This is a genomic window from Blastopirellula sp. J2-11 (assembly GCF_024584705.1).
Lineage (GTDB): Bacteria > Planctomycetota > Planctomycetia > Pirellulales > Pirellulaceae > Blastopirellula.
Map to the genome: position 1 here is coordinate 661,654 of NZ_CP097384.1, position 12,865 is coordinate 674,518.

A 12,865-nucleotide genomic window follows, 5' to 3' on the forward strand; every position below is an offset into this window, starting at 1 on the left:
TGTTATCGATAGGTCTGTGATGAACGCCGTTGATGAAGAAATTCGCCGCCATTTTGAATCGGATTGGTTACGGGGCCATAGCGGTGATATCGTGGACTATCTGCCGACGCCTGACGCTCCTTCTTACCTGGCCACTTTGGAAGAACTGATCTGCATTGATCTGGAGTTTCGCTGGCAACAGCTCTCTTCGCACCCGGCTAAGATCGATTCGAATCTTGAAACGTTGGCGCTCGATCAACAACCGCTCGTCGAAAAATACCTCGATCGCTTTCCGCAACTTCAGGAACCAAATATCTTGCAGCGTCTCGTTGATCAAGAGATCTATGCGCGCAAGCAGTCTCCCTTTCCTCCACTGCCGGCCGAATATCAACAGCGATTTCCGCAACTACAACTGCCGCTCTCCTCGTTTGCCCAAGGAAATGCCGAGCGGGCCGAACAAACGCGGCGCTATTCCACAGCGCCGCCCTGGAGTAGAGCCGAGCATTTTCCTCGTCCGTTTGGCAAGTACCAGCTGGTCGAACTGCTGGGCCGCGGCGGTATGGGAAAGGTTTATCGCGCTCAGCAACTCAATGCAGGTCGTATGGTAGCGATCAAAATCGCGAACGTTTCAGACGTTCCGCATGAAATGCGCGAGGAGATTCGCCAGCGATTCCAAACGGAGGTCCGCGCTGCGGCAAATTTGTCGCACGACCATGTCATGCCGGTCTATGACGTCGGCGAAGCGGATGATCGCTTGTTCTATACGATGCCGATTGTCGCCGGCGACTTGGCGGCCGAGATCCGTAAGAATCCGCTATCGAATCGCCTGGCCGCACAGTACATGGCGCAGGCGTCTCGCGGCGTACAGGCCGCACATGCCCACGGTTTGCTCCACCGTGACTTGAAGCCGCATAACCTGATGCTCGATCCGCAAAACGATCGCGTGTTGGTCGCCGACTTTGGACTGGCCCGTTTGGCGTCGGCTCAGCAGCAATTGACCCAGACCGGCGAAGTGCTCGGCACGCCGCCGTACATGGCGCCCGAGCAGATTCGGAATTCGCGTATGATGGATGTCCGCGCCGACGTCTACGCGCTGGGTGCGACGCTCTATCACTTGCTGGTCGGAAAACCTCCCTTTCAGGCGGCCAACCCGACCGAAACATTGCGTCAGGTGCTGGAAGATGATCCCGTCTCGCCGCGATTTCTCAATCCAGAGGTCGATCGCGACTTGGAGACGATCTGCTTGCGTTGTTTGCAAAAGGATCGGCATCTACGGTTTGCGTCGGCGGCGGAACTAGCGGACGATTTGGAACGTTACCAGCGCGGCGAGCCGATCGTTTCTCGGCCGCTCAACATGTGGGGCAGGCTCGATCGCTGGCGACGACGTAATCCGCTGGTCGCGTCCCTTTCGGCCGGGTTGGCCGCTTCGCTATTGCTGGTCGCCGTGGTCGCAGGGATCGGATGGTACGTGACCCAGCGACAACTTGAACGCGTGATGCAGAACAGCCAGCAGGGACAGACGGCGATCAATGAATTGTTCACCTTCGTACGGGAAGAGCCTCTGCTTGATCAGCCGGGACAAGAAGCGATTCGTGCGCATCTGCTGGAGCGCGGCTTGCAGCACTATCAGATGCTGATTGACTTGGCCGATGAAAACAAGACGCTGCCGGCCGATTTGTTAGAAGCCCGCAAGCAGTTGGGCATGCTGACGCTGGAGATTCAAGGTCCAACCGAAGCGGCCGCACAATTCCGCCAGGCGATCGCCGCCGCCGAGAAATCGCCAGAACTGAAACCCCCATCGCCAAAGGTGCAAGTCAGCCTGGGCGATAGTTGGAACGGTCTCGGTCAAGCGCTCCACTCGCTTGGTCAACAGGACGAAGCGGCGGCCGCGTTTGCGAAAGCGATTGCGCTGCGCGAAACCACGGTTAACCATGCGCCAACCGACATCGAGGCTCGCCGCAAATTAGCCAACGCAATGATGAATCACGCGCTGATCATGGCCGCCTTAGGAAAACCGGACGAGGCGCTCCAAGAGCAACAAGCGGCCCAGCGCCAACGACATCAACTGTTGCGTGATCGAGATGATGACCCGAAGTTGCTCCGTGACTTCGCCCAAGGACAATTCAACCTGGCGCGGCTCGAACTGTCGAAGGGGACTTCCCCCGAATCGCTCGCCCTGCTGCGTGACGCGACCGGTCGGTTTGAGGGGCTTGCTTACAAATACTCGACCGATACGCGATTATGGCAGCGCTATCTCGAATGCTTGCTGACGATGTCGATCTTTGAGAAGTCCCCTTCGCCATCCTTGCAAAAGGCGATCGACATTCTGCCGTCGGCCGTCATGCTAGCTCCAGACAACCGAGCCTATCGTATTCGCCTGATCGAAATCTGCCAGCAAGCGATCGAACAGTTGCTGGAGAGTGAAAATTATCAGGAAGCGGAAATCAATTGGCGGAAGGTCCAGTCCGAGTTAATCGATTCGCTGGCGGCCGAAGATCTCGAACCAGATGCGGTCCGGGTTCGTCTGGCCGGTTTGCGCCAACGAGGGCTCATCACGCTAGGGCAGGGCGATAAAGCGTTGGCGATAAAGCAGTTGCAAACAGCGATCGACGCTTGGAGCAAAGCGCAAGAAATTCCGGCGAACGCATCGCTCCGTTCTCCGATGTGGCGCGGCGATTTGTCCGCACTGAAACGCTTGGTCGATTCACTCGAATAATCTGCGTCGACTGGGCGAAAAATTCACTTAACTTTCCGCAAGCATCTCGCTACGCCGCGACGATAGAGAGAATGTGCCGCTCTCGCTGAATGGATGGGGGATACTGCGCACTATCGGAACATGGAAGTCGCCTTCGTTGGAAGTTGCGACCGTGGACAAGGAAGTCGCCGATGAACAAGCAGATCGTCGCGTCGCTTGTGCTAGCGATTGGACTCTGGGGAAGTCTCACCACAACCGGATGGGCGCAGCCTTCCGGACCGATTGTCGCCAACGCCTTTCCCGGCATGCCTAGCGCGCTGGTTGACCGCTCGAATTACATCAGCCCGTTCGCATCACTCTTTACATCGACCTCCGGTCCTTCCTCTTCGGATGAACTTCAGGCCTACTATCGCTCGAGCAGTCGTTCGCGGTTGCTCGAGGTTCCGGAGATGTTCGGCGATTTTCGCCGCGGCGGTCCGGTGTTGTCGTTGACTCCGGCGACTGGTTCTGCGCCCCGCTTGCAAACCGAGATTCCGATTGCGGCCGCAATCTCCGGTTTGAGAATCGCCGAGAACAATCAGGCGTTGCCGTCAGATCGCGTTTGGGTCGCCTACAACTACTTTCATAACGCCGTCGACGTGCAGACCGACAACCGGTTGGGACTGACGCCGCAAGCCAATTCGCAGTCACTGCATCGCACGATGATCGCATTCGAAAAATTGCTCGACAGCGGGCGAACTTCACTGGAATTGCGGATGCCGTTTGGGGGCGCGTTCAATACCGATGGAGCCGCAGGTTTTCCGGTTGACGCCGTCACCTATGGCGTCCAAGGCAGCAACATCGGCAACTTGAATTTGCTGCTCAAACGCTTGCTCTACGCCGACGAGTCGTTCGCGCTGTCAGCCGGCTTGGGGCTGGAAGTGCCGACCGGCTCGTCGGGCGATATCAGCTATGGCCCCATCTTCGCTTCTCTCGACAGCCAGGCGGTTCACTTTGTGCCGTTCCTTGCGGCGACCAAGAGGAGCGGTTGTTGGTTTGGACATTTCTTTACGCAACTGGACGTCGCATCGCAGGGAGACCCGCTACGGGTCACGCTCAATCAAGCGGGAAGCGGCGATTTGATCGGCCGCGTGAATCAACCGACGCTGCTTGGTTTCGATTTCGGCGGCGGCTATTGGCTCGTTCCTCCCTCTTGTTGTTGCGGTCGCGGCTTGGCGATCATCGCCGAAGCGCATTACACCACGCCGCTAGAAGAGGATGATCAATTTGCCGCGACGGGGGCTTTGACGTCCGCGTCGGTCAATACTTCAGCCGGCACGGCGTATGAGGTTCTCAACTTCACCACCGGCCTGCAAATAGCGCTAGGAAACGGCTGGCGACTCCGCAGCGGCGCCGTGTTCCCAGGTCGCGCCGAACGTCTCTTCGACGCCGAATATCTGCTGCAAATCAATCGCGGCTTCTAGCGCGACCGCCGAGTTCCCAGCGCCAGACGTCTGAATCGTGGCGAGATCCGTCGAGAGCGATTAGACTGCCGGAAGAATCATTCGCGTAATCGATTGCGGAGCCTGATGATGGGAGATCTCAAGAGCCGAACGGCTCTCTGGGCGAAAGGGATTTTGTTTGTCTTGCTGGGGCTGTTCGCCTCGGTCTTGCTGCTGCTCTTTGCGCCCGATTGGCGCGTCGCAGGTTTGTTGGCGTTAGCGGTTTGGGCCTTTTGTCGCGCCTATTACTTCGCGTTTTACGTGATCGAGCATTACGTCGATCCCAGCTACAAGTTCGCCGGGCTTATCGACTTCGCCAAGTATGCGATTGGCGCCAGAAGAGACTAGTGTTCTGTCAAACCGCTATTTTCGGCTTCCCCGAAATCAGCCGCACGGCGTTAGCCGCGGTTTCTGTTACCAATTGTCTTTCGCAAATGAGTTCCCATCAGAAACCGGTGCTAACGCACTACGGCTAATAAAATCATGGCGCCTGAAAATTGTCGCGTGACAGAACACTAGATCGCCGCTGAGTTTGGTTTCTCGCTTCGTAGTTCCCGTAATTCTTCTTCGGCATTTTGTTCTCGCGCCAACGCCAGAATAGCAAGCCGCTTCAGCACATCGACCGTGATCGGTCGTTTGGCGTCCCAAAAAATCAACGACGCGTAAAACTGCTGCGCCGCCGCGGAATGAAGCAGTTCGGCGATCAACCGCGCTTCGCGCTCGCTGTGACAAGCGAGAAAATAAACCGTGTCATCCAACACGATCGGCTTGCCTTCGGCGTGGCCGATCACCGAAAATTGCAGCCGCTTGTAAAAGCCGGAGATCGCTACTTTCCAGGGAGCGAACGTGTAGTCGCCGATGCCAAAGACCGAGAACCGTGGGCGACGTTGATAGATGGAACTGCGGCGGCGATCAAGCGCTGCGCCATGCTGCTGTAGATAACCCCAGGTTTGCGGCGCCGCTGATTCGATGTTATCCGTGGGATCGCCAGTATTGCGCTGCGGGATCAGCATCCAGCGACTCGGCGACGTGACGTTTCCGCTGGCGACTTCAGAGCTCTTCAGCATCGGAAATAGATAGTCGGTTTCCAGTTCGACCAACTCGCCCAGGCCATTGCGAAAATGATCGCCATCGACGCGCAACTCCATCACTTTGGCGCAGTCATGCTTGACGCCGGATCGCCATTGATAGGGAGAGTCGCCGGCTAGATGCCGCCAGCGTTGATACGAGCCGATGTCGGCGATCAACGTATCGTCCACGATTCCTAGTTCGCTCTGGGGATCTTCGGCGTTCAAATCAGCGAACGTTGGGCAGCTGGTCGTTGAACGCCCTTCGCCGAGCGAACAGGAAAACAGGCAAGCGTCGACGGAGACGCCAAAATGCTTCGCCGCGTCGATCTCGCGAATCTCGGCGCGTTCAATCGCGATCGATTCTTTCCAGGCCGCCTGAAGCACTTTGCGGGCAACCATCGTTTTGCAGAACATCGCGATCTGAGCGTCGCCGCCGGCAAGCAGCGTCAACAAGCGGCGGAGCATCCACTCTGAAATGTCAAAGTTGCTCTTGCCGGTGATCGCATCGATGCCGGACTGCTGTTGAAAGTTGCTCTTCGCCGGCAGATTCGCGCTTTGAAAATGGGTTTGCTGCGAATTGGTGACCCAAGGAGGATTGCCCAGAATCAAGATCGGCTGCCGATAGTCAAGCAGCTTCGCTCGCCAATCAACGGCGAAGAAATCTCCATGTTCGATCGTGGCCCGTGATGCGCCCTTCGCGCCAGCTAACGAATCAAGCAGCTGATCGACGTAGCGGCGATTGATCTCGACGCCGATCACCGCAGCGCTGGGAAAGTGGGTGAGCGCCGCATGGACAAAGGCGCCTTGGCCGCAGGTCGGCTCAATGATGGTCGCCGGCGAGAACGCTTGAGCGGCGAGAAATTGACAAACTTCGTCGGCTAGCGCCGCCGGTGTTTGAAAATCGCCGAATTCGTTTTGACCCTTCTTGGCCTTTGTCGCTTCCATGGGAGGCGATTATACCGACTTGCGACGTTTCCCGCGCGCTCGGTTTACGCCAATTTGTTCGGCCGGTCCCAATGGATCCGCGCGACAAAGACGCTGCCGTCGCTGCCATACTTGTTGTTGACCGGCATGATGTGCGTCCGGCTGCCATCCTGCATCCATTCGGCGACGGTCACCCAGGTTTCGTGTTCGTTGACGGTGGTGACTCCAAAGTTGCCGAGTCGCGCGCCGCGCTCCGGAACCAAAATCCGTTCGGTCTCGCGGATCACGCATAAGCGATCAGGATCGACTTGCGCCATCAAGAGCGGAGCGCGATGGCGAAACACGTGGTCATTGTTCGCTCCGCGGCGAGTGTAGACCAGGAATAGCCCGTCGCTGTGCGTCACCCAGTGCTGCTGCGTGTTGTAATTACCAAGATCGCCGCCGTCGTCAAACTTCCAGTCGCGCAGCGGTTCGAAATGTAAACCGTCGTCGCTCCGCGTAACGAAGCCCTGCTTGTCATTACGAATCGTCAGAAAGTACCGATCGCCCAGACGCGTCAGCGACGGCTCGTGCAGACCGCGCGTCTTGTCGCTGACGGCAAACTCGGTTCCGTTTTCGACATACTGCAACGTCTGGCCATCAAACGAGCAGCGCGCAATCGTTACTTGGGCGTTCTTCCCCGGCGGGCTAAAGTAGATCGGCAGCAAGATCGAGCCGTCAGCCAGATCGACTCGCTGAGTGCAACCGGCGCCGCTGGACAAAAACTTGTCGTCCGGCGGCATCTCTAGCTTTTTCCAAGCCGTCCACGCGCCTTGTTGCGGATCATACGTCGCATAGGTTGTGTGACGCGGGCGAGATTTGGCTATTTTCCACTCAGGCGTATAGACGACCGAGTGCCCTGTTCCTAACAACGTTTGTGACGCAGCGTGCCAGGTGGGCCAAAAGTCGCTGACCGCGACGGGACGTTCGACGCCGTCGATCGTTTCGTGCCGGATAGCCAAGCCGGATTGCTCCTGCGGCTTCGTCCAATGCTTTCCCAAGTCGTCAGTCGAGAGACTGAACATCGCTTTGAAGACGTCGCTGCCGCTGACGTGGATGGTGTTCATCGTCATTACGATCCGGGGCTGGTCGGCTTTGCCGGCGCTGGGGACGATGCCGGCCCGCGGATGACACCAACATTTTTCGCCGTCGTACAGTTTGGTCGGAGCGTCGAGCGTCAGGTCAAACTGGGGTCGAACAGCGTCGTTCGGTTTGGTTTCGCCAAACAGGCGAGAGGAGGGGAGAGCGACGCTCAATAGCGATACTCCACCGCAGAGAGACGACTGCAAAAAAGTACGGCGCGGGATCATAAGCTCGCTCGTCGGCAAGAGAGGGAGGGGGCGGCGAAAGACAATGAGCGGTTGGCGGGTGATTCTAGGCTATCGCAGCAGGGGGGCCGCTACAACTCTTTTTCGCCTCGTTCTTGGCGGTGGAATGCCCCCTCGGGGCAAGACAGTTGTCTTGACGTTTATTGTTTTGACGGGTATTGTAAAAGATAATGAACGCCGCTATTCCCCAATCTGGTTCGGCCAAACGCGGCCGCAAGTTCGACTCGCTGGAGCAGGAAGTTTTCTTGAACCTTTGGCGGACCTACGATCGGCTCAAGGCGCTGGAAGATGAGATGTTCAGTCAGTCGGGGATATCGGCCCAACAGTACAACACGCTGCGGTTGTTGCGCTCGGTTTATCCAGAGGGAATGCCGACGCTGGTCTTGGGTGGTCGACTGATCTCCCGGGCGCCCGACATGACGCGTTTGCTCGACAAGCTGGAGCAGCGCGGCTTGCTGGTCCGACATCGCCCCCCCGAGAATCGCCGCGTGGTCGAAGTCCGCTTGACGCCAGAGGGACTGCAACTGGTGAACAAGCTCGATAGCGCCGTGCGAAAATGTCACGAACAACAGCTGGGGCATTTGGATGCCAAGTCGTTACAGCAGCTAGCAACGTTGCTGAAAGCGGCGCGGCAACCGCACGAAGATTCTGAAAATCTATCGCTGGTCGATCAATAGAATCGCGGTACAAACGAAGTATGCTTTCCCGCCAATCGACACGCCTTTCTCTTGGAAGAAGAGCCCTATGATCGCCAGCGATAAACCGAATGTCGTCGTCATCGGCGGTGGTCCGGCTGGATCGACCGTTTCGACCCTGATCGCTCAGAAGGGCTACCGCGTCGAACTGTTTGAACGCGAGGTCTTCCCCCGGTATCACATCGGCGAATCGATGATTCCGGAAACCTACTGGGTGCTCAAGCGGCTCAACATGCTCGACAAGATGAAGGGAAGTCACTTCATCAAAAAGTACAGCGTGCAGTTTGTCGGTCAGTCAGGCCGACTGTCGGCGCCGTTTTACTTTCACGACAACAAGCCGCACGAATGTTCGCAAACCTGGCAAGTGCGGCGGAGCGAGTTTGATCTGATGATGATCGAAAACGCCGCCGAGCATGGGGTCACCGTCCATCAAGGAACCCGCGTGCTGGAGGTTCTGTTTGATGGAGATCGTGCGATCGGCGTCAAAGTGGCCGATCCGTCCGGCGAAACGCGCGAAGTCTTCGCCGATGTGGTGGTCGACGCGAGCGGGCAAAGCTCGATGCTGATCAACAAGTTCAAGCTGCGCGTTCCCGATCCAGAACTCAACAAAGGCGCCATTTGGACCTACTTTAAAGGCGCCTATCGCGACGTCGGCAAAGATGAAGGCGCGACCGTCGTATTGAGCGTGCAAGGCAAGAACGGCTGGTTCTGGTATATCCCGCTGCATGACGATATCGTCAGCGTCGGCGTCGTCGGCGATTTTGACTATCTGTTCAAGGGTCGCACCAGTCACGAGCAAACCTACGCCGAAGAATTAGAACGTTGCCCAGCGGTGAAAGAACGGGTCGAGAATGCGGAGCAGGTCGAAAAGATCTTCGCGACCAAGGACTACACCTATCGCGCCAGCCAAGGCTCAGGCGACGGTTGGGTGTTGGTCGGCGATGCGTTCGGGTTCCTCGATCCCCTTTACTCGTCTGGCGTCCTGTTGGCGCTGAAGTCAGGCGAGCTGGCGGCCGACGCGATTTGTGACGGCCTCGAAAAAGGGGATACGTCGAAAGATCAACTCGGCCACTGGGTGCCGAACTATCTAGTCGGCATGAAACGGATGCGCCGCTTGGTCAGCGAATATTACGAAGGCTTCAACTTCGGCCGCTTCATCCGCCGCTTCCCCCACTACACCGGCCGCGTCACCGACCTCTTGATCGGCGACCTGTTCAAAGATGATCTGGACGAAGTGATCGCGTCTATGGACCAGATGAAAGCGGAAGACGAAGAAGCCCGGTTGATGTCGACCAAAGAGCAGGACTAGCCTTCTCTTCGTTGCCCGCAGCGCGCGTTTTGAGGTTGCGATATCTAGCAATTCAGGAAGTGTTGAACACGGGCGAAGCACGATAAAACAGGGCCCGATTCAACCGCAAATCGTCACACTAGCCCGCCAGCGCCAGCGAGGGAATAGAGTTGGCGATCCTAACCCGGATTGAAGTGGCGAACCGTATTCCCTCGCTGGCGCTGGCGGGCTAGTGTTCGATTGATTCGAATATAGCGCAACTTCAAAGCTCGCGGGCGAGGGAAATGCGGACGGCTAACACCACTTGTCGGACCACCTCGCCAAAAATTGTCGATTGACAAAGCGCACGGACTTCGGGTCGATTGAGGGGTGAGCGGCGGTGCGCCGATTGGGTTTGTTCGCGCGCCCGGTGAGGATTTTAAACAGCCATTTGCCGCCTCAAGTTTTCAACCACCAAGCGGTGGCGGCGCTGATTGTACGCGCTGGGAATTCGAAGGGAGGGAGACGATTGAAATGTTGGACTCCGCAAGAAAAAATACGTTGTGGTCCAGTCCACATCGTGAAACTAGTCACGAAGTTCGAAATCTGAATGTCGAAGACGGAGTGAGGAACGAATTTCCAGCGGGGCATTCATTATTGGGAATCGAGGGCGAATTTCGTTCGCTGGCATCGGGCAACGAAAAAAAACGTTGCGGTCCGGTCCGGTCCAAAGAATCTGACGCCGCACCCAATTGCCCAAATTGACTCCCAGGCAAGCTGGGTGATTGGACGAAAAAAAATTGCTGCGGTCCGGTCCAGTCCTAAATCCCAAAAGAGATCACGAACGTCGCCGGCGGGAAGTAATCTGCTGCGCCAGGAAATGCCAGATCAGTCCGGCCGCGATCAGAAGGAGCCCCCATTGCCAAACCGCCGCATCGACCCAAAAGGGAAGCAGCAAGCAGATCGCCAATCCGATCCAAGCGAAGACCGCCGGATAGAGTCGTTGCTTGCGCGTTAGACGCAGCGCCGCCAGATTGGTCAGCGCGTAGTAGATCAAAACCGTAAAGGCGCTGAATGACCAGGTTGTTTTTACATCACCGATCAGGACCAGCCCCATGACGATCGCCGCGACCAGCTGCACCGCCGCCGTCGGTGTCGTTTGAGCAGCGTTCAGCTGACCAAAGATCGCCGGCAGATCACGGCGACGTCCCATCGCCAGCACGACGCGCGACAGTCCCAATACCAGATTCAGCAAGACACCGGCCATTGCGGTGGTCGCTCCCAGCGCTAGGACAATCGCCAGCGGAGCGCCGCCAACTTGGCCCGCGACAACTTCGAGCGGAGCCCCTTGCGACAACGTTGCGCTCGCTAGTTGGTCAGCTCCCAAAACGCCGACCGCAACCAGTCCGATCAGCCAGTAAAAGGCCATGGCAATGAACAAGGTGACGATGATCGCGAGCGGGATCGTGCGTCGCGGGTTTTCGACTTCTTCCCCCAGCGTGGCGATTCGCCCATAGCCGGTGTAGGCGACAAACATCAATGCGACGGCCTGGATCAGTCCAAACGTGGAGGAGCGATCGGCGGTAACCGGAGAAAACATCGGTACAAATCGTGCGCTGCTGGCCAGCGCGGTCGGCAATGCGATGACAATCAGGAGGAGCAGCGCGAGCAGCGTGGTCGTCACGAGAATCGCGTTCGCCAGATTGCTGCGACGCATGCCGGTCAAAACGGCGGCGGTCACCAATAAGACGATCAGCAGACTGATCGGCAATCGCCACGCTGGAGCGTCGATTTGCAGCAAGTGGAGGAGATAACCAGAAAACCCGAGAGCCGCCGTCGCCGCCGACGCCGACTTGGCCGCGACAAACATCCACCCGGCGAGAAAGCCGAGACAAGGGTGCAACCAGCGGTATCCATATTCATACGTCCCGCCGCTGACCGGATGTGCGGCCGCCAGCTGAGCGCTGCTAAGTCCATTACAAGTCGCCAATAACGCGGCCAGCGGAATCGCCAACAGCACGGCAGGGCCCGCCGCGCCGGCGGCAATGCCGACGCTGACAAAGATGCCGGTACCGATGATCGAACCAAGGCCAAGGAAGATCGCGCCGACGAGGCCGACCTCGCGTTGTAGACGAGGGGCGTTTGCTTTTGCGGTGGAAACAGGGGGGACGTCGTTCACAAAGCGGCAGGGAGAGAAAGGAATCGTATCGAAAGTCACTCGCTTACTAAGGTACACGGCGGAAGTTGCGGACAAAACGGTGCGAGCGTGTTGGCGACGACCTGCCTGTGGCGAAAAAACAAAGAATAAAAGCAGGTTTCGCGCTGTCATAGCGCCGGCGGAAATCGGCGAAAAACAGCTGCTAGGCAAGATTTTGGCCATGACGTAGTCGACCTCTCTCACGTTAGAATGCGGCAATCGAGCCCTGGATACTGCGAGGATTGACATCATGAAGGTTTCACTGATTGGACTTGGCAAAGTCGGTTCCGCCGTCGCGCATGCGATCGTGCTGAAGGGATTGGCGGATGAACTCGTGCTCGTATCGCGTCGTACCGAGATGGCCCGCTCGGAAGCGGATGACCTGAATCACGCCGCCGGGCTCGAAGAACATTCGGTCGATGTTCGCGCCGGCAGCGAGACGGATACGGCCGGCTCCGACGTCCTTTTGTATTGCGACGCTTCGCAGAATAAGCTGACTGACGTCGATCGTTACAGCGCCGCACGCGGCAATCTCGAACGTCTGCGTGAGCGAATCCCGATCCTCGCCGCCGCTAGTCCGCAAGCGATTTGCGTGATGGTGACCAACCCGGTCGACGTGATGACCTGGTTCGCGTTGCAGTTGTCCGGCTTTCCGCTAGAACGCGTCTTTGGCGTCGGCACGTTGTTGGATACGGCGCGGCTGCGACGGCTCCTCTCCGAAAGATGGAGCGTGCATGCCAGCGACGTGCGAGCCTATGTCATCGGCGAACATGGCGAAGACCAGGTCGCGTCGTTCAGCAGCGCTTCGCTGGGGGGAGAATCGATGAAGCCGAGCGACGATCTCGCATCGCTCGCACGTCAAGCGGCCGAATCGGCCGGCAAGATCTATCGTACTCGCGGTTTCACCAACTATGGGATCGCCGGCGCGACGATGATGATTCTTGAATCGATCCGCAACAATCGCCGCCGCACAGCGCCGGTCAGCATGCGGATTAACAACTACTATGGAGTGAGCGACGTTTGTCTCTCGCTGCCGGCGGTGATCGGGCGCCGCGGGATAGAACGCGTGCTGCGACCCGAACTGAACGAAGCGGAGCAGGCGACGTTTCATCGCGGCGCTGTCCGGATTGGGGAAGTGATTCAAACGTTGGCGCCCTCGCTGGCCGCTGCGTCGTAAACGGCGCGAAGCC

At 57.8% G+C, this 12,865-nt stretch carries 9 protein-coding genes; 6 read left to right on the top strand and 3 right to left on the bottom strand.

Annotated features, from left to right (window positions below; genetic code table 11):
• Nucleotides 1–19: 19 nt before the first annotated feature.
• The 3 genes from M4951_RS02740 to M4951_RS02750 all read left to right on the top strand — a co-directional run bounded on the left by M4951_RS02740 (nucleotide 20) and on the right by M4951_RS02750 (nucleotide 4,503).
• The gene (locus M4951_RS02740; protein WP_262024955.1) at nucleotides 20–2,695 is read left to right on the top strand and encodes a serine/threonine-protein kinase; all 2,676 of its coding nucleotides are present in this window, start codon (nucleotides 20–22) and stop codon (nucleotides 2,693–2,695) included.
• Nucleotides 2,696–2,865: 170 nt separating this feature from the next.
• Entirely contained in the window at nucleotides 2,866–4,137 is a 1,272-nt protein-coding gene (locus tag M4951_RS02745) for a hypothetical protein (RefSeq protein ID WP_262024956.1), read from the top strand.
• 105 nt (nucleotides 4,138–4,242) lie between these two features.
• Nucleotides 4,243–4,503, top strand: a complete 261-nt coding sequence (locus M4951_RS02750) for a hypothetical protein (RefSeq protein ID WP_262024957.1) — start codon at nucleotides 4,243–4,245, stop codon at nucleotides 4,501–4,503.
• Between the two features lie 167 nt (nucleotides 4,504–4,670).
• Here M4951_RS02750 and M4951_RS02755 read toward each other — a convergent pair whose 3' ends face one another.
• Together M4951_RS02755 and M4951_RS02760 are read right to left on the bottom strand one after the other, a co-directional pair.
• Complete coding sequence (locus M4951_RS02755; protein WP_262024958.1) at nucleotides 4,671–6,170, bottom strand: hypothetical protein; 1,500 nt, start codon at nucleotides 6,168–6,170, stop codon at nucleotides 4,671–4,673.
• A gap of 44 nt (nucleotides 6,171–6,214) precedes the next feature.
• Nucleotides 6,215–7,444, bottom strand: coding sequence for a sialidase family protein (locus tag M4951_RS02760; RefSeq protein WP_262024959.1), 1,230 nt, complete (start codon nucleotides 7,442–7,444; stop codon nucleotides 6,215–6,217).
• 242 nt (nucleotides 7,445–7,686) lie between these two features.
• Between M4951_RS02760 and M4951_RS02765 the strand changes: the two genes are divergently transcribed.
• Nucleotides 7,687–8,193 carry a MarR family winged helix-turn-helix transcriptional regulator gene (locus M4951_RS02765; protein ID WP_262024960.1) on the top strand — a complete coding sequence of 169 codons (507 nt, stop codon included), beginning with the start codon at nucleotides 7,687–7,689 and terminating at the stop codon, nucleotides 8,191–8,193.
• Between the two features lie 67 nt (nucleotides 8,194–8,260).
• Nucleotides 8,261–9,520, top strand: coding sequence for an NAD(P)/FAD-dependent oxidoreductase (locus tag M4951_RS02770; RefSeq protein WP_262024961.1), 1,260 nt, complete (start codon nucleotides 8,261–8,263; stop codon nucleotides 9,518–9,520).
• A gap of 796 nt (nucleotides 9,521–10,316) precedes the next feature.
• Here M4951_RS02770 and M4951_RS02775 read toward each other — a convergent pair.
• Nucleotides 10,317–11,714 carry an APC family permease gene (locus tag M4951_RS02775; RefSeq protein WP_262024962.1) on the bottom strand — a complete coding sequence of 466 codons (1,398 nt, stop codon included), beginning with the start codon at nucleotides 11,712–11,714 and terminating at the stop codon, nucleotides 10,317–10,319.
• Between the two features lie 211 nt (nucleotides 11,715–11,925).
• Here M4951_RS02775 and M4951_RS02780 point away from each other — a divergent pair, with 211 nt between their 5' ends.
• On the top strand, nucleotides 11,926–12,852 hold the full coding sequence (locus M4951_RS02780) for a malate dehydrogenase (protein WP_262024963.1): 927 nt from the start codon (nucleotides 11,926–11,928) through the stop codon (nucleotides 12,850–12,852).
• The last annotated feature ends 13 nt before the right edge of the window (nucleotides 12,853–12,865 follow it).

Excerpts from the sequence above, each read along its gene's own strand:
- M4951_RS02740 (WP_262024955.1), top strand. The coding sequence starts at position 20 with ATGAACGCCGTTGATGAAGAAATTCGCCGCCATTTTGAATCGGATTGG.
- M4951_RS02745 (WP_262024956.1), top strand. The coding sequence starts at position 2,866 with ATGAACAAGCAGATCGTCGCGTCGCTTGTGCTAGCGATTGGACTCTGG.
- M4951_RS02750 (WP_262024957.1), top strand. The coding sequence starts at position 4,243 with ATGATGGGAGATCTCAAGAGCCGAACGGCTCTCTGGGCGAAAGGGATT.
- M4951_RS02755 (WP_262024958.1), bottom strand. The coding sequence starts at position 6,170 with ATGGAAGCGACAAAGGCCAAGAAGGGTCAAAACGAATTCGGCGATTTT.
- M4951_RS02765 (WP_262024960.1), top strand. The coding sequence starts at position 7,687 with ATGAACGCCGCTATTCCCCAATCTGGTTCGGCCAAACGCGGCCGCAAG.
- M4951_RS02770 (WP_262024961.1), top strand. The coding sequence starts at position 8,261 with ATGATCGCCAGCGATAAACCGAATGTCGTCGTCATCGGCGGTGGTCCG.
- M4951_RS02780 (WP_262024963.1), top strand. The coding sequence starts at position 11,926 with ATGAAGGTTTCACTGATTGGACTTGGCAAAGTCGGTTCCGCCGTCGCG.